Raw genomic sequence first — 21,174 nt, forward strand, 5'->3', positions numbered from 1 at the left:
TTAATAATTAAAGATTATTTATATTTGAGGTCAAATGGCGAGCTTTCATGGATGATAACATCGACTTTTCTTTAACTCTACACAAACATGGTTGGACAACATTTTTGCTTAATATCAACGGAGCATTTATGAAATCGTAATTTCCAGCGCACTTAGTAGTCCATTTTATGATATCAAGAATTTGTTACTTGCATTATTGAATAATGAAGATGAGATTAGAATCAAATGGTTTGAAGAGCCGGGTTGGAGTGTGATACGAGTAACAAGAGGGAATACAGAGCGTCATATTCTTTCGGTGGAAGTGGGGAGCTGTATTGATCAACAAGGGAATGATTATAAGAAAGTTGTAGACTTTAAAATTAAATTTAAACAGCTTTTAGTGATTATGTTCTATCAGTTGAAGAAGAATTATCATCTGCTAACTGAAAAAAGCTTTGCGAAGGAGCGAGAAAAGGAATTTTCCTATGAACTCTACAATAAATTGGTTGAAAAGATTAGGGCGGATTTTCCCGGAATATTATAAACTTTAATTCTTTAAATTTGCCTATCATTGTTCCTGACTATAACAGTTATACGTAATCAGGTCAGCGTTATGGTTAGCAAAAGTGCTCACCACTATCAAATACAGATTTTACAAGGCATTGCGAAGATAAAGGTGTTCCCAGCGGGATCACAAAAAGCCTCAGTAGATATCTGGGGCTTTTTAATTGAACATATTGTTGGCTCAAAAATCGCAAGTCTGGCTCTGCATTGATGTGCTCACCAAGACTATCATTAGATTGGCATCAAATTGATTGAACCTTTTTACTTTCAGCCTTATACACCATACCGTTTGGAGTCTCCATACCTTATGAAAATCCCAATGAGAGATTTATAGGGTTTTGATAGGATATCCTTCCTGCCCTAATCCAGACGGGCAAACCGAAATCTCTTTACCGGATTCATAGGTTTTTCCCCATTCACATAGGCTTGTCAAAATCGGAACCAAATCACGGCCTTTATTAGTCAATACATACTCTATTCCTACAGGAATAGTTCCTGGGATTTCTTTTCTAATGATTATAGCGTGTTTTTCCAACTCTTTAAGCTGCCTGCCCAAAACCTGTTCAGAAAGGTTGGGCAATTCTTTTTTAATCAAATGAAAGCGGTTATTCCCTTGTGAAATGGAATAAACAATTTGTGATTTCCAACGGCCGCTAATCATGGCAATTGCTGAATTTAACTCGCAGACCTGAAACAAGAACTGTTCATTAATTGCATTGGTCGAATTTTCTTTGCGCATAGCTATCACTTTAAAGGCTCACAATTTTGTTCGTCATTGCACGGACCAAAATGCTTGCTGAATTTTGTATAAAATTACAAAAATATGAACAGGGCGTTATTTATACTGATTGGCTTTTTCGCGATAAGCCTTTCACTGCAGGCACAGGAAAAATGGACTTTAAGATCAGGGTATTTAACAAAACCTGACACCATTTTAATCTTCAAACCCAAAACATACAACAAAACCGAAAAATTTCCTTTGGTTTATCTTCTACACGGATATAGCGAAAACTATAAACAATGGGAACAAACAGTAGCACTGCAAAAATTGGCCGACCAATACGGATTTATCATTATTACACCTGATGGTTTTACATCTTACTACATCAACAGCCCTATAAACAAAGGTTCACGATACGAAGATTTTTTCTTTAAAGAGTTAGTGCCAAAAGTTCATCAGTCGTTCAACATTGATGAAAGGAATATTTTTATAAGCGGTTTGAGTATGGGTGGTTACGGCGCCTTAAGGAATTTTATTTTACATCCCGGCTATTTTAATACGGCAGGCTCTACAAGTGGAGCTTTGGAAATCGATTACACGAATTTTCAGAAAGTTAGCCAACAGTTTTGGCAGACAAACAGGATGACTGATGATTTGATAAAAAAAATCGGCGATCCCCAAAAAGAAGATTGGAACAAATACAGCATATCAACTTTATTAAAGCAAAATCCCAATTTCAAAAAGCCGTTCATTTTTGACTGTGGAACGGAAGATATCTTATATCTAAACTCTGAAAAATTAAAATCGTTAACCGACAGTTTGAAAATTCCGGCGACTTATATCAGTCAGCCAGGTAACCACAATACAGCATATTGGAGCAAGTCCATTGAATACCATTTTATATATTTCAAACAGCATATCAAGATCTAACAATATGCTAACTCTGAATTTTTATCTATTAAGCTATATCCTTAATATCAGCTAATTCTTTTAAATCGGGAATGAAAAGGTTCGGGTTTTGTACCATAAGGTTCACAGAAAGAAAATCAAAGCCGCTTAATTCAAGCGGCTTTACTGTTTTAGGTTAAAAATTATCAACGATACGGTAGGAAACCTTATCCACAATCAACCAGCTCCCATCTAACTTTACCAGGTTAAACCGGTCAATGAACCGAAAGGTGTCAAAGGTCAATTGCACCTGCGCAGACCCGGTATCTCCATCCCAGCTATAGGACAGCAGTTGTGGCTGGCATTCCTGCAGGGTTGCCTTGGCTACCAGGTCCAGGTATTGCGGCAGCGTCCATTGAACCAGCCTTCCGTCAATCACAGTCCTGATGTAGGCACCGGGGTGAAATGCTGCCCGGAGCCGCTCGATGTCAAGAGCCGGACGCCCGTACAGATAGTTGTGCAGCGTGCGCAGGATCAGCTGTTTTTCATCTTCTACGCCAACGTTGTTTGCTTGAGCTTTCATATGGTATATCATTTTTTTGATGATACAAAGCTAAAGCCCCCTGTTGTTAGGCAGTTGGTGTTATCAAAGGAATCATTGTGAAAGTCAAAGAAGGCAGGTCATCAGCATATAGGCGCAAAAACAGCCATCAAGGTACGCTAACGCCATGTCGCATAAACGCGCAATGGCCCTACTGCTCAAGTATCCGGGTAACATGGTTCAGCCACTCCGCATCCGGAATACTCTTGTCCATGTAATAATCCGGCATGATACCTTTTCCGTCAATCGCAAAATCCGGTATCCGCAGGCTCTTGGAGAGCGCGTAAACGAGCTTGAACTGTTTGTCCGGCGACTCCACCGTGTAGGTATTCGAGATATCCAGCACGCCCTGCGTGGTAGTCCCGAACAGCTTCACCTTCTTGCTTTGCCTGGCCGCCAGCAGGAATTCTTCTGACGTGCTGCCATTCTGATCGTTGATAATGATCGCCACATTTTTAGGGAATGGGAAAATGGTATCGAGTTTTAATTCATCCACTATCTTCCCGTTGTTCAGGTTGACAAACTGGTTCGGATGTTCCCGGAGCGCCTTGAGCGCCGCTTCCACCTCCGCTTTATCGCTTTCGGGAAGCCCGGGAATGGAAAGGAAGCCTTCCATCCGGCTGTTGTTCAGCGGCGTAGACAGGAACGTTGTATGAACGGAGCGCACCGGGTTGGTGTAAATCAACGGAAGGATGCCATAGTAGCTCACATCGGACCCGCCTCCATTTCCCCTGATATCAATCACCAGGTTCTCCGTACGCTTCAGGAGCGCGTCATTCGCTTTCAACAGGCTGTCAATAGCCCCCTTGGCATATCTTTCAAAAGTAGGGATCCGGAAAAGTACCGTTTTATCCGATACCTGCTGCATGAAAGGCGCGCTGGCTGTCATTTCCCTGGCATATAGCAATGTGGCGTCGCCTTCCTGGAAAACAGGGTACTGCCGCTTCAGGAATACATTTGCCAGCTGTAAGGTATTTTTTCCTAACAGGATCGCTTTCTCAAATTTATTTGGAGAGAAATCCCCCATGTAAAAAACGCCGGCACTATCCGCAGCGATACTCAATTTCACATCGCCCGGCTTCCACGCCTGGTTGCCGGAGGCGAGGATCACTCCTTTATAACCTCCGCCGTCTTTGACGATACCTATTTTATACGTGGCCGTTGTCCATATCCCTTCAAATGAAGCAACCGGCGCATTGGCTATCCGCTGCTTCACCTGTTCCTCCGAAAGCGACAGTACCTCCGGAGCAGCGCTGCTACCGGCAACGGGCGCGGCGGGAGAATTATATACGGGAATAATACCATGATGGCCTTTTCTGAAGAAACGTAGCCACTCCCGCATGATGGCAGCGCACTGTTCCTTGTCGGTCGTCTTTTTGACCTTAGCCAGGATGTTGCGGGTGTGCTCCTCATAGGCCGCCACCCCTTTTTGCTGCATGCCGTATTCAAACCCGGCATCGTTCTTTTCGAAAGTTTCCCTTACCCATTTAAAGCTACGCTCACAATTGCATGTTGACTGGGCTAACGTGAGGAGCGGACTAAACAGGATGACCGGTACAAATAATGAAAGCTTCTTGATAATCATAGGTTACAACGGGTTATGCTGGTTGGACCGAATTTATAAATTTTCGGGAAAATATTTAAATAATCCTGGTGGGATCTTGGGTCCCGGGATACCCGGCCCGAAAAAAAATTGATTTATAGCCACCTATATAACCAACCTATTTCGTACTTTTACGCAAAGTATTGTAGAACCCACGATGAACTATACGTGCAGCCATTTCAACAACAGGTACCCCGACCATGCCCCAGCCATTATCCCTCCTCACACTGCTGCTGCCTTTCGGTGTGATGAACATTCAAGCGCAAACACTCACTTTCCCTGACGAAAATTTCAAGGCAGCCCTCATCGAACTTGGCCTTGACACCAACAATGACGGCAATATTCAGAAGTCCGAAGTTGCTAACGTCAAGAAACTGGACGTAGGTAATCACGGTATCACTTCCGTAGTCGGTATAAAGCACTTCACCAATCTTGAAAACTTTTTATTCTATGATAATAAGATCAAGACGGTAGACCTGGAAGGCATGCAAAATTTGAAATATATTTTTGGCGTGGATGGTGAAACTACGCAGTTGAAAGTAAAAGGATGCGTCAACCTGGAGGAGATACTGATGGATAACAACCAACTGTCCATGCTGGATTTGACAGGCCTTACCAATCTACGGGATATCCGGATTAACGTGAATAAATTGCAGCGGATCGATTTAAGGAATAAACCAAAGCTCGAAATGGTGCAGCTTTTCCGCAACCAGATCAGCGATTTTAAGATCGGTCAGGCGCCGGAACTGAAACACCTTGACCTCCATAATAATTTCATTACTGAATTGGACCTCAGACCCTATCCGCAGCTTGTGCTGGTCGACCTGGACCGCAACCCGTTAACTAAAATCTATGTTACCGGGCTGAGCAAACTGGAGAAACTCTATTTGGATCCTCCGTTTAATACCCGCTCCAACCTGGGGCAAATCAATACAAGCGGATTGGTAAGCCTGAAAGAATACAGGTGGTAAAGATGATTTATACCAAAGCTCGCAGTGACCGCGAGCTTTGTTCGCATCGCCTCAAAGCTCCTTTTTCAAGAAAACATTTGTAACAAAGCTCGCAATATCCGCGAGCTTTGTCCTCATCACCTCAAACCTCCTTTTTCAAACAAACCTTACCAGGTCGAAATTCATAAAGCCCGCGCCAGGAGCAGGCTTTATAAAGAAAAAGAGCTGACTATGGTTTAATTCCCCCACTACCACGGTATCTCCCCCGTCTCCGCATTATTCTCCTCACTAAAAAATTTCCCCGTAGGACCATTCTCATCAATCAACGCATATTTCACCACCCGCCTGCCCGCATCCGGCACCGTTCCCGGCCCACGATGTCCGTTGAAATCCGTTTTCGTATAACCAGGGCAAACCGCGTTGATTTTGAAGGGCGTATCCTTAAACTCATACGCCAAAACCACCGTGTACATATTCAGGGCCGATTTGGAGGAAAGATACACCGCCGCTTTGTAATCGTAGTACTTATAGCCGGGATCACTATGAAGCGTAAGGGAACCCTGACTGGAACTTACATTTACAATCCGGGGCGCCGGGGAATTCTTCATTAAATCAATAAATGCCTGCGTAACCCGCACAGCGCCAAAAACATTCGCGTCATAGGTGGCCTTAAACTGGTCTATCGTTGCCTGCACCGCCGTTTGAGGGTATCCGCCAAAAATGCCTGCATTATTGACCAGGATGTCCAGCACCTGGGTTTCCGCTCCTATTGCCTGACGGGCTTTCGCAACGGATGCATCGTCCGTAATGTCAAGCTGTACAGGCGCTACGTTCTCTAATCCCTCCGCTTTCAAGGTATCCGCGGCTTCCCGGCCGCTGACTATATTCCTGCTGCCAAGGTACACGTATATTCCTTCCCGTGCCAGCTGGCGCGCCACTTCAAAACCGATGCTTTTGTTGGCGCCCGTTACTAATGCATATTTCATGTCTGTGAATTTTATATGGCAAAAGTAGCAGGGCCTTAACAGGCGGGAATGGACAAATCCGTTTATTCACCCGACAAATCCTGCCGGGGTAAAAATTCACTGGCGCTCTTCCCGGTGCTTTTTTTGAAGAGCCTGGAGAAATAATCAGGATCGTTAAAGCCCAGCTCATAGGCCAGTTCCTTGATGGAAATATTGGAATAACGCAGTTTCCGCTGGGCTTCCGCCATCAGGCGGTTAATGAAATAATCCTTGGGCGAGGTGCCGGCATATTCTTTTACAATGCGGTACAGGCTATTGGTAGATAATGCTAATTTTTCAGCAATCGCGTTGATGGAAGGCTGCTCCGTAAGGGAAGTTTCCACCACTAATTTGAATTCAATAAACTTTGACAGGTTGGCATTTAAAATACCAGCGGGGCGTTTGTTCTTAAAATAGGCGCTGTTCAACTCAGAAAGCAACAGGTTCAAATAGGCTAATGTGATTTCCGTGTCGGTTTCATGTTTGTCCGCGTATAATACCTGGTTTAAAATTTCAAAAACCTTTACCACTCTTTCTTTCACCGCAGCATCCAGCGCGATGACCGGGTTGTTTAGCGGGTTGACCAAAAACGGGAAAGACTGTGGCAGCAAGGCCAGCGTATTCTCATCAAACAGCAGTTTGAAATATTTCAGATCGGCGGTTTTCACCGGCGGCGTAAATATTTGATTAGGCGCCGCAAAGAGCAGGCGCCCGTCTGTAAGGGTGTAATCCTGCAACTCCAGGTTGTAGGTAACGGTGCCACTTTCAATGAATACGATAAAATAAGCAGCCAGTTTGCGGGGCTCCAGCATGTTCTTCCGCGGGTCCGCCGGCTGGTAAGGATGGTCGTTAGACCGGACTTTTATCCCCAGCTCCTCCTCTTGTGTACCTTTTCCTTTATGTTCCTGCATAGTTCGATTTTTAAACCCCTGCTGCCTGGATAAAATGTCGTAAAAAGATAGCTGGCGAGGTTGGAACCCATGAGCGGTATCAAAGCATTGGACATCCGGCCGACAATCATAAGGGTTAAAACTGCCCTTCTAAGATATTAATTTCCCCCGGAAAATATCTGTGTCCCCGCCCTTAAATCTTCCTCTCCATTCCCAAATGCCTTCTCACCCCCTCGCCCGTCGCAGTTTCCCCGCGCTTCAACATCTCCTCCACCGTCCCCTCAAACAACACTTCCCCACCATACTTCCCCGCACCCGGGCCTATGTCAATAATCCAATCCCCATGGGTAATCACATCCAGGTTATGTTCAATCACAATCAAAGTATTCCCCTGATCTACCAACGCATCCATAAAATCCAGCAATAGCTGCGTATCGCTGGGATGCAGCCCTGTACTCGGCTCATCCAGCACAATGATTTTATTGCGATGCTGCAGCTCCCTGGTCAATTTTAGCCGCTGCCGCTCGCCGCCTGAAAAGCTGTCCAACCGCTGCCCCAGGCTAAGGTAACTCAGCCCCAGTCTACACAACATCTCAAACGCCCCGGCGTATAATTCATCCGGCAGGAACGCCATTGCTTCCTCCACCGTCATGTCCATTACCTGTAAAATGTTCCTGCCGCGATAATGGTATTGCAGCACTTCCGGCTTAAATCCCGAACCGCCGCATACTTCACAGGGCTGCTCTATATCGTCCATAAATGCCAGGTCTATCCGCTCAACGCCCGTGCCCCGGCAGTTCTCACAGCCGCCCTCACTGTTCCTGCTGAATAACCTCGCAGAAACATGGTTGGCTTTCGCAAACCGCCCCCGCAGATCATCTGACAGCCCGAGATAGGTAAGCAGGTTGCTTCGTACGCCCATGGCGGATAACGACTGGTCAATAATCGTTACCTCCGGGTAAATCGTTGGCAGTACTTTATTAATAAGCGTACTCTTCCCGGAACCGGCAACGCCGGTAACCACCGTTAATACTTTCCGCGGAATTTTTACGCTGACATTTTTAAGATTATGCAAATGGGCGTTCTTTATCTCCAGGTAGCCATCTGCCCGCCGCCGGCTGTACCTGGCCCTTGGCTGCTGCGCAAAGTACTGACCTGTTTTTCCCGTCGAATGCTTCAACCCCTCAAACGTCCCCTCATACACAATCTCCCCTCCATGCTTGCCGGACAATGGCCCCATGTCAATCACCCAATCCGCGATCCGGATAAGGTCCGGATCATGCTCCACCATCAGTACCGAATTCCCCTTATCCCTGATCCGCCGGATGATCGCAGCAATATGTTGCAGGTCCTTCGGATGCAACCCTATGCTGGGCTCGTCAAAAATATACAGCAGGTCCGTCAGGTTGTTGCCAAGGTTCTTAACCATCTTTATCCGCTGACTCTCACCACCCGAAAGCGTATCCGTCCTCCTGTCCAATGTCAGGTACTGCAGCCCTATGTCTATCATATGTTGCAGCTTCTTCTTCAGCTCCGCTACAATAGTGCCATAGGCGCCGGCGTCCAGGGACGCTACAAATGCCAGCAACTCGTCGGCGGACAATCGCGCACAATCCGCAATGTCCATTCCCCTGATCTTGCAACTCAGCACTTCTTCGTTTAGCCGCTTGCCGTTACAGGCCGGGCAGCTCCTGGTAATAATAACATGTTTCAACGCCTCCTTACGCGTGATGTTTTCCCTGGACTCCTTCTTCAGGAACGCTTTTTCTATCCGCGGTATCACCCCTTCGTACTTCACCGTCTTCCCCCACTCCCTATGCGGCCGCTTCGGTTTATGCTCCGGGGCGTGCAACAGCATTTCCAGCTCCTCCGCGGAATAGTCCTTCAATGGTTTATCATTATCAAAATAGCCGGATAACGTATATCGCGTCAGCCGCCAACCGCCCGGCTGAAACGTGGGAAACCGGATCGCGCCTTCGTTGAGCGACTTCCCCCGGTCAATCAACGCATCCACATTCACCGTCTGCACAAATCCCAACCCCTCGCAAGCAGGACACATTCCCACCGGGTTATTAAACGAAAACACATTCGAATACCCGACGAAAGGCTTCCCCATCCTGGAAAACAGCAGCCTCAGAGAGGCATATACATCCGTGGCCGTCCCCACGGTCGACCTCGCACTGCCTCCCAGCCGCTTCTGGTTGATGATGATCGGCACATTCAGGTTTTCAATCTTCTCTACATCCGGCACGCCAATATGCTGCAAACGGTTCCTCAAAAAACTGCCCTGCGTTTCGTTGAACTGCCGCTGCGCCTCCGCGCCAATCGTCTCAAATACAAGGGACGACTTCCCCGAGCCGGATACGCCCGTGAAAACCACTATCTTGTTCTTCGGTATTGCAACTGAAATGTTCTTCAGATTATTTTGCCTCGCATGAGTGATGGTAATCTGCTTCATATTCGTTAATTTTGCTAATAGTTAACAAAGTTAAGTATTAGCAAAATATGGACCACACACGGAAAAAATTTTATGAAGTATTTACAGATTTGCAATGCTTCATGCTGGCTAATATGCAAAAAGGCGAGATCAACGGGGTAACAGCCACCCACTATAATATCATCGAATACGTCTACCGACACGACCGGTGCACCGGTAAACAAGTGGCGAAAGCCTTTGGCATCAGCGCACCTGCCATCTCGCGACAGCTAAAATTTCTTATCGCCAACGACCTTATCGAACAGGAGCAATCCGGAGAAGACCGCCGGGTATTCTACCTCAGCGTGACGGACAAAGGCAGGTTCATTGTAGATAACTCGGAAAATTTCAGGGACAGGGTGGCACAAAAAGCGGGTAAAATCCTCACCAAAACGGAACTAAAAAACCTGACTGCCCTCCTGTCAAAACTAATGCAGCATATGGACGCTTAAGAATTCTTCGTACCTTCGCACCATGGGCTATATCAGGGAATATTACGAACGCATCATCCAACTGCGGGAACCGGAATGGGAATTTATCGCCGCCCATTTCCAGCGAAGAGAATTTGCCAAAAACGATATCATCACCCGCCAGGGAGAAACAGAAAACTACCTCTCCTTTGTCGAAAAAGGCATCATCCGCTACTACATCCCCGGTGATGAAAACGAACTGACATTCGACTTCTGCTTTGATAAGGAATTCACCTGCGCCTACAACTCCTTCCTCACGCAAACGCCGTCTGAATACGCATTGCAGGCTTTAACAGCCACCACCGTCTGGCAAATTTCCCATGCGGACCTGCAGAAGGTTTACGCGCAAACCACGGCCGGCAACTATTTAGGCCGCTACGTAGCGGAAAAATTATTCCTCTCCAAAAGCAAAAGAGAATTATCCCTCTTAAAACATACCGCCAAAGAGCGTTATCTAAACCTGTTCCGCGAGCAGCCGGATATCCTCAAATGCATCCCCCTGAAATATGTCGCTTCTTATATCGGCATTACCCCGCAAGGCCTCAGCCGCATCCGCCGGCAAATTAGTTAACATAGGTTCATTGCCTGCAACTTTCATTCTTTGGAACTTTGCAAAAAATTCAAAGCACAAAATTCCAAAGCATGAAACGACCCATACTGGCATACGGCCATAGCATCCTGAAACAGCCATGCCACGAAATTGACCGGGATTACCCCCAGCTGAACACCCTCATTGCGGACATGTGGGAAACCATGAAAAACGCCAATGGATGCGGATTAGCCGCCCCGCAGATCGGTCTTCCCATCCGCCTGTTTATTGTCGACAGCCAGTCTACTTTCGAAGCAGCGGATCACAGCGACTATTTCGCGCCAGGCGATACCGGCATCACCGAAACCTTTATCAACGCTACCATCCTTTCCCGCTCAGCGGACGCCTGGGAAGACGAAGAAGGATGCCTCAGCATCCCCAACTTACAATACCCCGTCAAACGGCCATGGACCATCACCATCCAATACTACAACGGGCAGTTTGAACAGCAGGTCCGCACCTTCAGCGGCGCTACCGCCCGTATGATACAACATGAATACGACCATACGGAAGGCATCCTGTACCTGGATTACCTGAAGCCGCTCGCCAGAAAGCTCATGGCCTCCAAACTGCAACGGATTATGAAAGGGCAAATCACCCCGCGTTATCCCATGAAGTTCCCGTAAAAAAGGGAATACCCTAAATGGTAATATTCCCCGTCACTACTTTCCCTTCCCGCTTGTAATTCAGCACCACCACGCCTTTTGACGTTACCTGGCTGTTGACCAGTTTCAACGCTGCCGGCGCAATGCCGTTTTCAAACAGCTTCTTACCCTGGCCCAGGATCAGGGGATAAATTTTCACACGCAGCTCATCCACCAGGTCGTGCTGCAACAACAGCTGCGTCAGTTCGCTGCTGCCCCATACGTGAATATCGCCGCCATCGCTTTGCTTCAGCGCCTGTATATCAGAAAGGCCCTTCAGGAAAACGCTCTTATTCCAGTCGGAATGATCGCGGGTGGTAGACAATACGTATTTCGTACCCGCGTTAATTCCCGGCCAGAAGTCGTTATGGTTGGGCCAGTAAGATTCAAAAATATCAAAGGTTTTCCGGCCCAGCAGGTACTCAGCCGGCTTGAGTTCTTCCTGCATAATTTTGCCGAAATCCTCGTCCCCATAGGAAGCCGTCCAGCCGCCAAATTGGAAGCCGCCTGATAAATCTTCATCGGGTCCACCAGGGGCTTGCATAACGCCATCCAGGGTAAGCATAGACATTACTATAATCTTTCTCATTTTTTGCTGTTTATGATGATTAGGAAGGTAATTTTAAACGTGATAGGTATGCGCTACAATACCGCCGGGAAACGCTTTTACGTCCGCCAGCTTGAGGTCCAGCGGCTGCGCAAGTCCGTTGAAGATCGGCAGCCCTGCGCCCAGTACCAGCGGATGAATGATCAACCGGTATTCGTCAATTAGCCCGGTCGCAATCAGGTTGCGCATGAAACCCGCGCCGCCGGCGGCATAGATAGGATTGCCGGGTTCCGATTTCAATTGGCGGACATGCGTAGCCAGGTCCCCGGTCAAAACCCTTGCACCCGTCCACGTCGCGGCGGCCTTCGCCTGCTCGGGCGTTTCAGCAGGTATAGCCGGGATGGTAAAACCCTGCTGCGTAAAAACGGCTTTTGGCGTTTCGTTCATGGGCGCGGCAAACGGACCGGTGGCGGTGGGCCAATAGGGCGCCATTATTTCGAACGACTTCCGGCCCATGATGATCAGGCCGGCCTCCCGGCATTGCGCCACAGCCCAGGCCCTGGACGTTTCGTCGGAAGCTTTGTGGATCCAGTCAGCCCGGCCATCTGGTCCGCTTACAAAACCATCCGCGGATATCGACATTTGCATGATTAACTTTCGCATCGCTTAGAATTGTATCCCAAATGTAGGACGGCATTTTTGAACAAATGCTGGGCTAAAATGACAATCTAAGGTGGTGTTTGCGACGCAGTCAATCTCCTAACGTCAACGCCTGTATCACCCGCCCTTTTCCAGCACCCGCTTCATACTATCCAACATCATCTGCCAGTTCTTTGCCGATTCCTCCCGCCCCTGCTCCGTTGCATTGCCATCCTGCTCCAGCGTCACCCGCGTCTGCTCCCCATCAGCCGCCAGCCGGATCGTTACCGTGTGGTAATTCTCCGGGCTGTCCTCCATCCCCGACGCCCCGCTGAAATGCGTGTACTGCAGCTGCTTCCCGGGCTGCAACGCGGTAATTTTTCCTTTGTCCTCGTAAGGTTTCCCCTTCCATTCGCCCCGCCACACAATCGCGCTGCCTTCCTGCCAATCCGTTTCCACCGTCGTCCCAAACATATACTGCTGAATCGTCGCAGGGTCCGTCAACGCCCGCCAAACTTCCTGTACGCCCGCCTCTATGCGGACTTCCGCCTTCGCAATCAGATTTTTGTTTTCCATAATTCAGTTTTTGAAATCCATACCTCAAAAATTAAACCTCAGGTATGGAATAATTTTTTTAAGGTAGTCGCCTGCAGGATTCCTATGTAGCATCCTTGCGTCGCACTCTTCAACTGTTGTGGGTCTGTTGGACGGAAAGAATGTTACCACGCATATACGACTCCTACAAGAAAAATTTGCAAACGATTGCAGAATGATGAATTTTCATTATTTTGTCCCGGAAGAACCTGAGCTGTGAACCCGTTTAAAACCGTATTTAAAAACCATATTTAAAAAAACTGATAAACTAAAAGCTGATACGCAACACTAATCAGCTCTATACTGATAAGCTATAACTGATAAGTCCAAAATCTGAAACAGAACCCGGCCGTTCATTTTAAAATTCCAAATCTGACGTTATGAAAAATTCATTTCCACGTTATCTATGTCTGATAGCATGCCTGCTATGCTACCATTTTTCCCGCGGTCAAGGCAAACCCGTTACAGTGGAAGGTAACGTACTGGACGCGCAACAAACGCCCCTCGTGGGAGTAACCGTCGCCGTTAAAGGCAAAAACACGGGCACCCAAACGGACGTAAAAGGGCACTACCGACTGCAACTGGCAGACCCTGCCAACGCCACGCTCGTATTTACCTTCATCGGGTTCGCCACGCACGAAGAACCCGTCAAAGGTCGTACAGCCGTGTCCGTTATCCTCGGCGAGGACCGTAAAAAACTCGACGAAGTAGTGGTAGTCGGCTACGGTCAGCAAAAGAAAAAAGACGTTACCGGCGCCATCTCCTCCGTCAGCGCCAAAGCCATCCAGGACGTGCCGGTGACCAACCCGCAACAGGCCCTGCAAGGCCGCGCACCCGGCGTGGAAGTCATCAACAACAGCTCCAAACCGGGGGATGAACCACAGGTGCGCATCCGCGGCTCCCGCTCCCTCAGGGCTGAGAATGATCCGCTCTACGTAGTGGATGGTATTCCTTACTCCGGCAGCCTGAACGACATCGGCACCGGCGTGATCCAATCCATGGACATCCTCAAGGACGCTTCCGCCACCGCCATCTACGGCTCCCGCGGCGCTAACGGCGTCATCCTCGTTACCACACAACGGGGTAAGGAAGGCAAGCCCGTCGTATCCTACAGCGGCTCCTACGGCATCGTTCGCCAACTCGGCGAAACGGATATGATGAACGCCGCCCGCTTTATCGACATGCGCCGCGAAGCCAACCGCACCATCGGCAAGTACGACGATAACAACCCGGATGCTTCCGACCAAAAAATCTTTAACGCCACCGAATACGCCAACATCAAAAAAGGCGTGGACGTTGACTGGCAAAAACTCATGATCTCACAAGGTTACCAAACCAACCATGGCGTGAACGTCTCCGGCGGTTCGGACAACACCCGCTACAGCGTTGGCCTCGGTTACTTCAAAGACCAGGGCGTACTCAAACTCCAGAACTACGAACGCTATAACTTCAACGTAGCGCTGGATCAGCGTATAGGCAACCGCGTTAGAGTGGGCGCCAGCCTGCTCGGCGCATACAGCCTCCGCAACGGGGAAACGTATAACGGGATCGACAACGCGCTGAAAATGCTGCCCATCGCCGCGCCGTACGATGAGAACGGAAAACTCATCACCTACCCCACGGGCGACAGCCAACAGCCTAACCCGCTGCTGGACTACGTCAGCGGCAACCGCGTGGAACTCATGAAACGGCTCCGCGTTTTCACCAGCCTGTTCGGGGAAGTAGAAATCGTCGACGGACTCAAATACCGCCTCAACGTGGGCCCGGATATACAATCCTATAACTACGGCATATTCCAGGGTAAAAACAATACCAACCTGCTCATCGGCGGTGGCGACGCTACGGCCGCTAAAAGCAACGCTAACGTCATCGCCTATACGATCGAAAACCTCCTCACCTATAATAAACTGGTGAAGAAACATAATATAGGCGTCACCGGGCTTTACAGCGTACAACGGCAAACCACCGATATCGACGGTACCAACGTGAGAGGCATCCCCGTGGAATCCCAGCAGTACTTTAACCTGGGCCAGGCGCTCAACGTAACAGGGCTCAACAGCAGCCTCAGCTCCTGGACCATCCTCTCCTATATGGGCCGTATCAACTACGGCTTCGACGACCGCTACCTCCTCACGCTCACCATGCGCGCGGATGGCTCCTCCCGCTTTGCGCCGGGTAAAAAATGGGGCTACTTCCCCTCCGTGGCCGTGGGCTGGAACCTTATCAACGAGCAGTTCCTGAAAGGCCAAAGCGTACTGGACAACCTGAAACTCCGCGCCAGCTACGGGCGTATAGGCAACACCGGTATTACGCCCTATGCAACCCAGGGCGCCCTGCAAAGGATTCCGTATTCTTTTGGCAACAAAGGCGTACTGGGCTATGTTCCGTCCGAACTCCGTAATCCGGACCTGACCTGGGAAACTACCACCTCGGCGGATATCGGGCTCGACTTCGGCCTTTTCAACGGCCGCATCACCGGCGTCATCGAATGGTATAACCAACGCACCACGGACCTCCTCATGCCGCAAACCCTGCCCTACAGCAATGGTTTCAACCAGGTGCTGATGAACCTCGGCGTCAGCCGTAACCGCGGCCTGGAAATCGGTATATCCGCTACCGTGATCGATAACCCGAACGGCTTCTCCTGGAAAATGGATGTGAACTACTTCCGCAACCGCTCCCGGATTCTCTCCCTCGGCGATGGCAGAACCGCGGACGTAGGCAACGCCTGGTTCGTAGGCCAGCCCACCTACGTGTATTACGACTTCAAAAAGATCGGCATCTGGCAGGATAAGGACGCCGCGCTGGCCGCCCGCTATGGCGTTAAACCCGGCGAAATCCGCCTGGAAGATGTGAACGGCGATACCGTCATCGACGCCAAAAACGACCGCCAGATCCTCGGCTCCCCTGAAGCCAAATGGCAGGCCGGTACCACGCAGCGCTTCTCCTACAAAGGCTTTGAGCTGTCCGTCGTAGCGTTTGCACGCTGGGGCAGCATGATCCGCAGCGACTTCTACTCCAACTACAATACCCTCTTTGGCCGTTATAACAACCTCAACGTAGTTTATAACACGCCATCCACGCCGTCCAACGACTTCCCGCGGCCCAACGCCAACCAGGAAAGGCCCAGCAACTACCAGTCGCTCAGCTATTTCGACGGCTCCTTCTTCAAAATCCGCAACATCACGCTCGCCTATTCCATGCCGGATAAACTTATCCGCAACTGGTCCATGCAGGACCTCCGCTTTACCGTTGGCGTAAAACAACCGCTCATCCTGGCGCCCTACCGCCAGAAATGGAAAGGTATAGACCCGGAAGATGTGAATGTGATCGGTATCGATGCACCCGCCACCTGGATGCTCCAATTCGGTATTAACGCGAAGTTCTAACGCTCTAAAAAAATCTGTATGAAAAATATATTTCCCGCTATGTTGCTCCTGTTGCTGGTTACAGCCTCCTGTAATAAAATGCTGGACGAAAAGGTAGTGACCAACACCACGGACAATTTCCATAATACCAAAGCCGGCTTCCTTACCGCGGTAAACGGCTCCTACGTGTCCATGCGCAACTTCTACAGCTCCGAACGGGGGATGACCCTCACTGAAACCGGTACGGATATCATCACCAACGGCTCGGATGGCAACTACAAATTCACCAGCCAGTACACCTCCCAGCTGGACTCCCGCTATGACCACGTCCGCGAAGTCTGGAACAGCTTCTACCAAACCCTCAACACCTGCAACGTGGCCATCACCCGCGCGGATAAAATCACGGACCTCGACAGCGCCACGAAAGCGAGAGGCGTGGCGGAAGCCAAGTTTTGCCGGGCCCATTATCACTTTATCCTCATGGAAATGTTCGGCGCCATTCCCCTCAGCCTGAAGGAAAACACGGAGATCCTCCGGGAGGCCCACCGGGATTCCCTTTCCGCCGTGTATGACGCCGTGATCAAAGACCTGCTGGATGCAGAAAAAGACCTTCCGGCAACACAGTCCGAATGGGGCCGCGCTACCAAACCCGCCGCGGAACACCTCCTCGCAAGGGTGTACCTCACCCGCGCGTCCTCGCCGCAGGCGCAGCCAACGGACTACGCCAACGCTGCCAAATACGCGGACCTCGTCATCAAAAATTACGGCTTCAAACTCCTGGACGATCCGGGCCTGGTATGGGCCCAGGGCAAGGAAAACAACAGCGAAACCATCTGGGCAGCGCAATTCACCACTGATCCGCTGTATAATTATAGCGACAATAACGCCTGCCGCTTCTTCCTCATGCAGTACGACGTGCTGCCCGGCATGAAACGCGACCTCGCCAACGGTACGCCCTGGAAGCGCTTCCGCCCTACCCGCTTCCTGCTCGATACCCTCTACAAGGACCGTGTGCATGATACCCGCTACGAAAAATTCTTCACCACCGTTTGGTACACCAACGCGCCTACCGCCACCCTCAAAATGGGCGATACGGCCGTGTACCTCCCGGGTTATGATGTATCCGCCACGGAAATCGCCAGCAAAAAATACATGCTGGTACCGCCCCGCCTGTACACCGAAAAACTCTACCCTTCCCTCAATAAGTTCGCGGACGCCCTCCGCCCTGATAACCAGGCCTCCGGCGTACGTCCGTTTATTTCCTTCCGCCTCGCGGAAACTTACCTGATCCAGGCGGAAGCCATGCTGATGCAGGGCGATGCGCAGGCCGCAGCGGACCTCGTCAACGTGGTACGCCTCCGGGCCGCACGGGTAGGCCCAACAGATGCGGAAACGCTGGCCCACCGCAATGCCATGAAAGTAAGCGCCGCTAACATGAACATCGACTTCCTCCTGGATGAAAGGGGCCGGGAACTCGTAGGCGAACAGCTCCGCTGGTTCGACCTCGTCAGAACCCACAAACTGATTGAAAGGGTGCGCCTCCACAACGATGAAGCCCGCGCCAACATTAAACCTACGCACGTGCTGCGCCCGATCCCGCAGGATCAGATAGACAGAACAGTGAATGAGTTTGGACAAAATCCAGGGTATTGATCACTTCAATGCCTATACGAAAAAACCCTGCTTTTAAGGCAGGGTTTTTTCGTTACATACCCGCCATGATTTATTACTTATATTTGAATCCGTAACCCATTTCAAACAAAATCCATGTGGTATAAATTATCGCTGTTAACCGGGCTAATATTACTGGGCATATCCATTCACCTGCTCCGGCAGTCGCTGGACTTCGTCCGCCGCAGCCAACCCGTCACCGGGATGGTCATCTCCCTGGAGGAAACCGACGGGGCTTACTCACCCATCTTCAGCATTCAAACGTCCGGCGGCCAAACGATTACCTACCGCCACCCGACCGCCACTAAGCCCTCTACCTGGAAAGTAGGCGAAGAAGCCTTCTTCCTGTACGATCCGCTGCACCCGGAAAGTCCGCGTATGATCAGCTATTTCTGGATATTCAACTGGACGATCGTTTGCATGGCCATCGGCATCCCCCTGGTCATCATCGGCGCCGGCTACCTTTTCCTCCATCCAATCACCCAACAAGCTGTATAGTATGATCCTGTATGCCATATTCTTACTCGTAGGCGCATTACTGTTAGTAGCAGGCATAAAAGAACTCCAACGTAAACTGAACTTTGCACGAAAGGCGGAAAGAGCCATGGGCAAAGTCATAAAGCTGGACGAACACTGCGACCAGGAAGGCGTCACCGTCTATTACCCGAAATTCGAAATCCCTACCACCGGCCACGGCATAATTACCTACCGGTCCTCCACCGGCTATGGGCCTGAAAAATATCAGGTCGGGCAAATGGTCCACTTTATCTTCGACCCGGCAAAGCCGGAAACCGCGCAATACCTCAGCACCTGGCGCATTTTTGGAGCGCCGCTTTGCCTGCTGGCACTCGCGGTAGACCTCCTGCTGATCGGCGCAGGCTATTTCCTGCTCCGGGGATATATAGGCGTTTAAAATATCCCGGCTATTTTTATATCTTTGGTTGCAACGACCCATAAAGTCTGATTTTTAAACACGTTATCGAACAGAATATTCCGCGTTAAAGTAGCCTGTTGTGTATGTCCCTGCACATCACGTCCAGCTATCCTGACGTCAGGGGATATTCATTAAATCAATCTTCTATGTTAAAGCACAAATTCACCGCATGGGGAATGAGCGCATTCCTGTGCCTGGCCATGGCCCACTGCGGCGCCCCGGGCAAAACTGAAACCAAAGAGGAAAAACCAGCCACTCCGGAAAAAAAGTATGCCTCCCAACCACTGGTATCGCACATCTACACGGCAGACCCTTCCGCGCACGTCTTCGACGGGAAAATCTACATCTACCCCTCGCACGACACCGCCACCGGCGCGCCGGAGAATGATAACGGCGATCATTTCCAGATGATGGACTACCGCATCCTCTCCATGGATTCCATCGGCGGCAAAGTGACGGACAACGGCGTAGCCCTCAGCCTCAAGGACGTTCCCTGGGCCAGCCGCCAACTCTGGGCCCCGGATGCCGCCTTCGCCAACGGAAAGTATTACCTCTACTTCCCCGCTAAGGACAAGGACGGCATTTTTCGTATAGGCGTGGCCACCGGTACTTCCCCTGCAGGGCCTTTCAAAGCGGAACCTACGCCTATCAAAGGCACGTACAGTATCGATCCCTGCGTGTACACGGACGATGATGGCGCCTCCTACCTCTATTTCGGCGGCATTTGGGGCGGACAACTTCAGCATTGGAACAATAACCGGTACGACTCAACGGCGCAGCTCAAAAAGCCGGAGGAAACCGCCTTCCTGCCCCGCGTCGCCAGGCTCTCAAAGGACATGCTGTCCCTCGCCGAACCGGTCCGCGAAGTAAAAATCGTAGACAGCACCGGCAAGCTCTTCACCGAAAAAGAAAACGACAAACGCTTCTTCGAAGCCGTATGGCTGCATAAATACAATAACAAGTACTACCTCTCCTACTCCACGGGAGATACCCATAACCTGGTCTACGCCATCGGCGATCACCCCTACGGCCCATTCGTGTACAAAGGATTGCTCCTGAAACCGGTGGATGGATGGACTTCCCATCACTCCATTGTAGAGGTGGGCGGTAAATGGTACCTCTTCTATCACGACACCCAGCTCTCCGGCAAAACGCATTTGCGGAATGTGAAAGTCCTGCCGCTGCAATACAACGCGGACGGCTCCATTCAACCCATGAGCGCATTTATTGACTAATAAAAAAACTGCGCCTTGTAAAAAGGCGCAGTTTTTTTACAGCCGCTTCTCTTGAAGTGGTTATTTATGCTGAATCAATTTAAAAGTATCCCTGATTCCTTCAATATACGCCTCCGGATGCTCCCATGCCCCAAAATGCCCGCCTTTAGCATAAGCCTTCGCATAAACAGTATTAAAATGGCTTGCAAGCGGCCCGTTGGTAAACAAACTTACCCGGTTTTCCGCGGTAGCCATTGGCGGATAGGCATCCCCTGCAAGGAATGTAAAACCGGCAGGCGCTTCCACTACAGGTTGCCTGTCGTGGGACGGCTTCCAGGGGTAACGGCTGGCATTGGAATAAGCACGGATAGAACTACCAATGGATGCGTTTACCCAATAGATCATCGCGAACGTGATAATATCATCTTTAGTAAATACCGACTCAAAATCTACAGACTGGTCACTCCACTTTTTCCAACGTTGAAGTATCCAGGCCAGCATACCCACCGGGGAGTCGTTCAGGCCATGGGTAATGGTTTGCGGATCCAGCATATGCACCGCCACGTGCGAAGCATAGGTGCGCTGAAAATGAGCGTCCTTCATTTGCAGTTGCTCTATTGCGTTGTTCATAGCCCTGATTTTTTTGCTGACACAAAGCTAGGCGTAAATTGGTATAACTTTTATACCAGTATCACGGAGTATATCAGTCAGCCCCAAAAAGAAAAAGCCGCCCCTGAACGTGAAGTGAACCCAAAAGTTTGGACGGCTTTTTTGATTAAGCGGCTTGAGTTCGGTATTGTACTGGACTCAAGCCGTTCAGTTTTAATT

Annotated in this window: 22 protein-coding genes; 12 read left to right on the forward strand and 10 right to left on the reverse strand. The window is 49.8% G+C overall.

Features of this window, described 5'->3' with window-relative positions; all coding sequences use genetic code 11:
* Window positions 1-181: 181 nt before the first annotated feature.
* Complete coding sequence (locus tag BOC67_RS17535; protein WP_291911951.1) at window positions 182-523, forward strand: hypothetical protein; 342 nt, start codon at window positions 182-184, stop codon at window positions 521-523.
* Between the two features lie 348 nt (window positions 524-871).
* Here BOC67_RS17535 and BOC67_RS17540 read toward each other — a convergent pair whose 3' ends face one another.
* On the reverse strand, window positions 872-1,282 hold the full coding sequence (locus BOC67_RS17540; RefSeq protein WP_291911952.1) for a helix-turn-helix domain-containing protein: 411 nt from the start codon (window positions 1,280-1,282) through the stop codon (window positions 872-874).
* An 84-nt stretch (window positions 1,283-1,366) separates the two neighbouring features.
* On the opposite strand from BOC67_RS17540, the gene BOC67_RS17545 reads away from it, so the two are divergent.
* A complete protein-coding gene (locus tag BOC67_RS17545; RefSeq protein WP_291911953.1) occupies window positions 1,367-2,194 on the forward strand; it encodes an alpha/beta hydrolase family protein in 828 nt (275 codons plus the stop codon).
* Between the two features lie 154 nt (window positions 2,195-2,348).
* Here the strand turns inward: BOC67_RS17545 and BOC67_RS17550 are convergent, their stop codons facing one another.
* Window positions 2,349-2,735: a nuclear transport factor 2 family protein gene (locus tag BOC67_RS17550; RefSeq protein ID WP_291911954.1), complete on the reverse strand. Its 387-nt coding sequence runs from the start codon at window positions 2,733-2,735 to the stop codon at window positions 2,349-2,351.
* Window positions 2,736-2,904: 169 nt separating this feature from the next.
* Complete coding sequence (locus BOC67_RS17555; protein WP_291911955.1) at window positions 2,905-4,338, reverse strand: S41 family peptidase; 1,434 nt, start codon at window positions 4,336-4,338, stop codon at window positions 2,905-2,907.
* A gap of 218 nt (window positions 4,339-4,556) precedes the next feature.
* Between BOC67_RS17555 and BOC67_RS17560 the strand changes: the two genes are divergently transcribed.
* Entirely contained in the window at window positions 4,557-5,327 is a 771-nt protein-coding gene (locus BOC67_RS17560; RefSeq protein ID WP_291911956.1) for a hypothetical protein, read from the forward strand.
* A 227-nt stretch (window positions 5,328-5,554) separates the two neighbouring features.
* Here the strand turns inward: BOC67_RS17560 and BOC67_RS17565 are convergent, their stop codons facing one another.
* The 3 genes from BOC67_RS17565 to BOC67_RS17575 form a co-directional block, all read right to left on the reverse strand.
* Window positions 5,555-6,292, reverse strand: coding sequence for an SDR family oxidoreductase (locus BOC67_RS17565; RefSeq protein WP_291911957.1), 738 nt, complete (start codon window positions 6,290-6,292; stop codon window positions 5,555-5,557).
* A 62-nt stretch (window positions 6,293-6,354) separates the two neighbouring features.
* Window positions 6,355-7,221, reverse strand: coding sequence for an AraC family transcriptional regulator (locus BOC67_RS17570; RefSeq protein ID WP_291911958.1), 867 nt, complete (start codon window positions 7,219-7,221; stop codon window positions 6,355-6,357).
* Window positions 7,222-7,393: 172 nt separating this feature from the next.
* Complete coding sequence (locus BOC67_RS17575) at window positions 7,394-9,658, reverse strand: excinuclease ABC subunit UvrA (protein WP_291911960.1); 2,265 nt, start codon at window positions 9,656-9,658, stop codon at window positions 7,394-7,396.
* Window positions 9,659-9,705: 47 nt separating this feature from the next.
* Here BOC67_RS17575 and BOC67_RS17580 point away from each other — a divergent pair, with 47 nt between their 5' ends.
* The 3 genes from BOC67_RS17580 (at window position 9,706) to def (ending at window position 11,361) form a co-directional block, all read left to right on the forward strand.
* A complete protein-coding gene (locus BOC67_RS17580) occupies window positions 9,706-10,128 on the forward strand; it encodes a MarR family transcriptional regulator (RefSeq protein WP_291911962.1) in 423 nt (140 codons plus the stop codon).
* 22 nt (window positions 10,129-10,150) lie between these two features.
* Window positions 10,151-10,717, forward strand: a complete 567-nt coding sequence (locus tag BOC67_RS17585; RefSeq protein ID WP_291911963.1) for a Crp/Fnr family transcriptional regulator — start codon at window positions 10,151-10,153, stop codon at window positions 10,715-10,717.
* Between the two features lie 71 nt (window positions 10,718-10,788).
* Complete coding sequence (gene def, locus BOC67_RS17590) at window positions 10,789-11,361, forward strand: peptide deformylase (protein WP_291911964.1); 573 nt, start codon at window positions 10,789-10,791, stop codon at window positions 11,359-11,361.
* A 13-nt stretch (window positions 11,362-11,374) separates the two neighbouring features.
* On the opposite strand, the gene BOC67_RS17595 is transcribed toward def, so the two are convergent.
* The 3 genes from BOC67_RS17595 to BOC67_RS17605 all read right to left on the reverse strand — a co-directional run bounded on the left by BOC67_RS17595 (window position 11,375) and on the right by BOC67_RS17605 (window position 13,141).
* Entirely contained in the window at window positions 11,375-11,968 is a 594-nt protein-coding gene (locus BOC67_RS17595; protein ID WP_291911965.1) for a dihydrofolate reductase family protein, read from the reverse strand.
* Between the two features lie 33 nt (window positions 11,969-12,001).
* The gene (locus BOC67_RS17600; protein ID WP_291911966.1) at window positions 12,002-12,589 is read right to left on the reverse strand and encodes a dihydrofolate reductase family protein; all 588 of its coding nucleotides are present in this window, start codon (window positions 12,587-12,589) and stop codon (window positions 12,002-12,004) included.
* 114 nt (window positions 12,590-12,703) lie between these two features.
* Window positions 12,704-13,141 (reverse strand): SRPBCC family protein, encoded by a 438-nt coding sequence (locus BOC67_RS17605; protein ID WP_291911968.1) that lies wholly within the window; start codon window positions 13,139-13,141, stop codon window positions 12,704-12,706.
* Window positions 13,142-13,539: 398 nt separating this feature from the next.
* Between BOC67_RS17605 and BOC67_RS17610 the strand changes: the two genes are divergently transcribed.
* The 5 genes from BOC67_RS17610 to BOC67_RS17630 all read left to right on the forward strand — a co-directional run bounded on the left by BOC67_RS17610 (window position 13,540) and on the right by BOC67_RS17630 (window position 20,367).
* Window positions 13,540-16,548 carry a TonB-dependent receptor gene (locus tag BOC67_RS17610; RefSeq protein ID WP_291911969.1) on the forward strand — a complete coding sequence of 1,003 codons (3,009 nt, stop codon included), beginning with the start codon at window positions 13,540-13,542 and terminating at the stop codon, window positions 16,546-16,548.
* 18 nt (window positions 16,549-16,566) lie between these two features.
* Window positions 16,567-18,180, forward strand: a complete 1,614-nt coding sequence (locus tag BOC67_RS17615) for a RagB/SusD family nutrient uptake outer membrane protein (protein ID WP_291911970.1) — start codon at window positions 16,567-16,569, stop codon at window positions 18,178-18,180.
* A 114-nt stretch (window positions 18,181-18,294) separates the two neighbouring features.
* Window positions 18,295-18,696: a DUF3592 domain-containing protein gene (locus BOC67_RS17620; RefSeq protein WP_291911971.1), complete on the forward strand. Its 402-nt coding sequence runs from the start codon at window positions 18,295-18,297 to the stop codon at window positions 18,694-18,696.
* Window position 18,697: 1 nt separating this feature from the next.
* Window positions 18,698-19,111, forward strand: a complete 414-nt coding sequence (locus tag BOC67_RS17625) for a DUF3592 domain-containing protein (protein WP_291911972.1) — start codon at window positions 18,698-18,700, stop codon at window positions 19,109-19,111.
* A 167-nt stretch (window positions 19,112-19,278) separates the two neighbouring features.
* Entirely contained in the window at window positions 19,279-20,367 is a 1,089-nt protein-coding gene (locus tag BOC67_RS17630) for a glycoside hydrolase family 43 protein (protein ID WP_291911973.1), read from the forward strand.
* A gap of 60 nt (window positions 20,368-20,427) precedes the next feature.
* Here the strand turns inward: BOC67_RS17630 and BOC67_RS17635 are convergent, their stop codons facing one another.
* Window positions 20,428-20,976, reverse strand: coding sequence for a hypothetical protein (locus BOC67_RS17635; protein WP_291911974.1), 549 nt, complete (start codon window positions 20,974-20,976; stop codon window positions 20,428-20,430).
* Here BOC67_RS17635 and BOC67_RS17640 point away from each other — a divergent pair.
* Window positions 20,950-21,174 (forward strand): hypothetical protein (locus BOC67_RS17640; RefSeq protein WP_291911975.1); only part of this gene is annotated, 225 nt, incomplete at its 3' end. The genes BOC67_RS17635 and BOC67_RS17640 overlap by 27 nt on opposite strands.

Source organism: Chitinophaga sp. CB10 (genome assembly GCA_001870995.2).
GTDB lineage: Bacteria > Bacteroidota > Bacteroidia > Chitinophagales > Chitinophagaceae > Chitinophaga.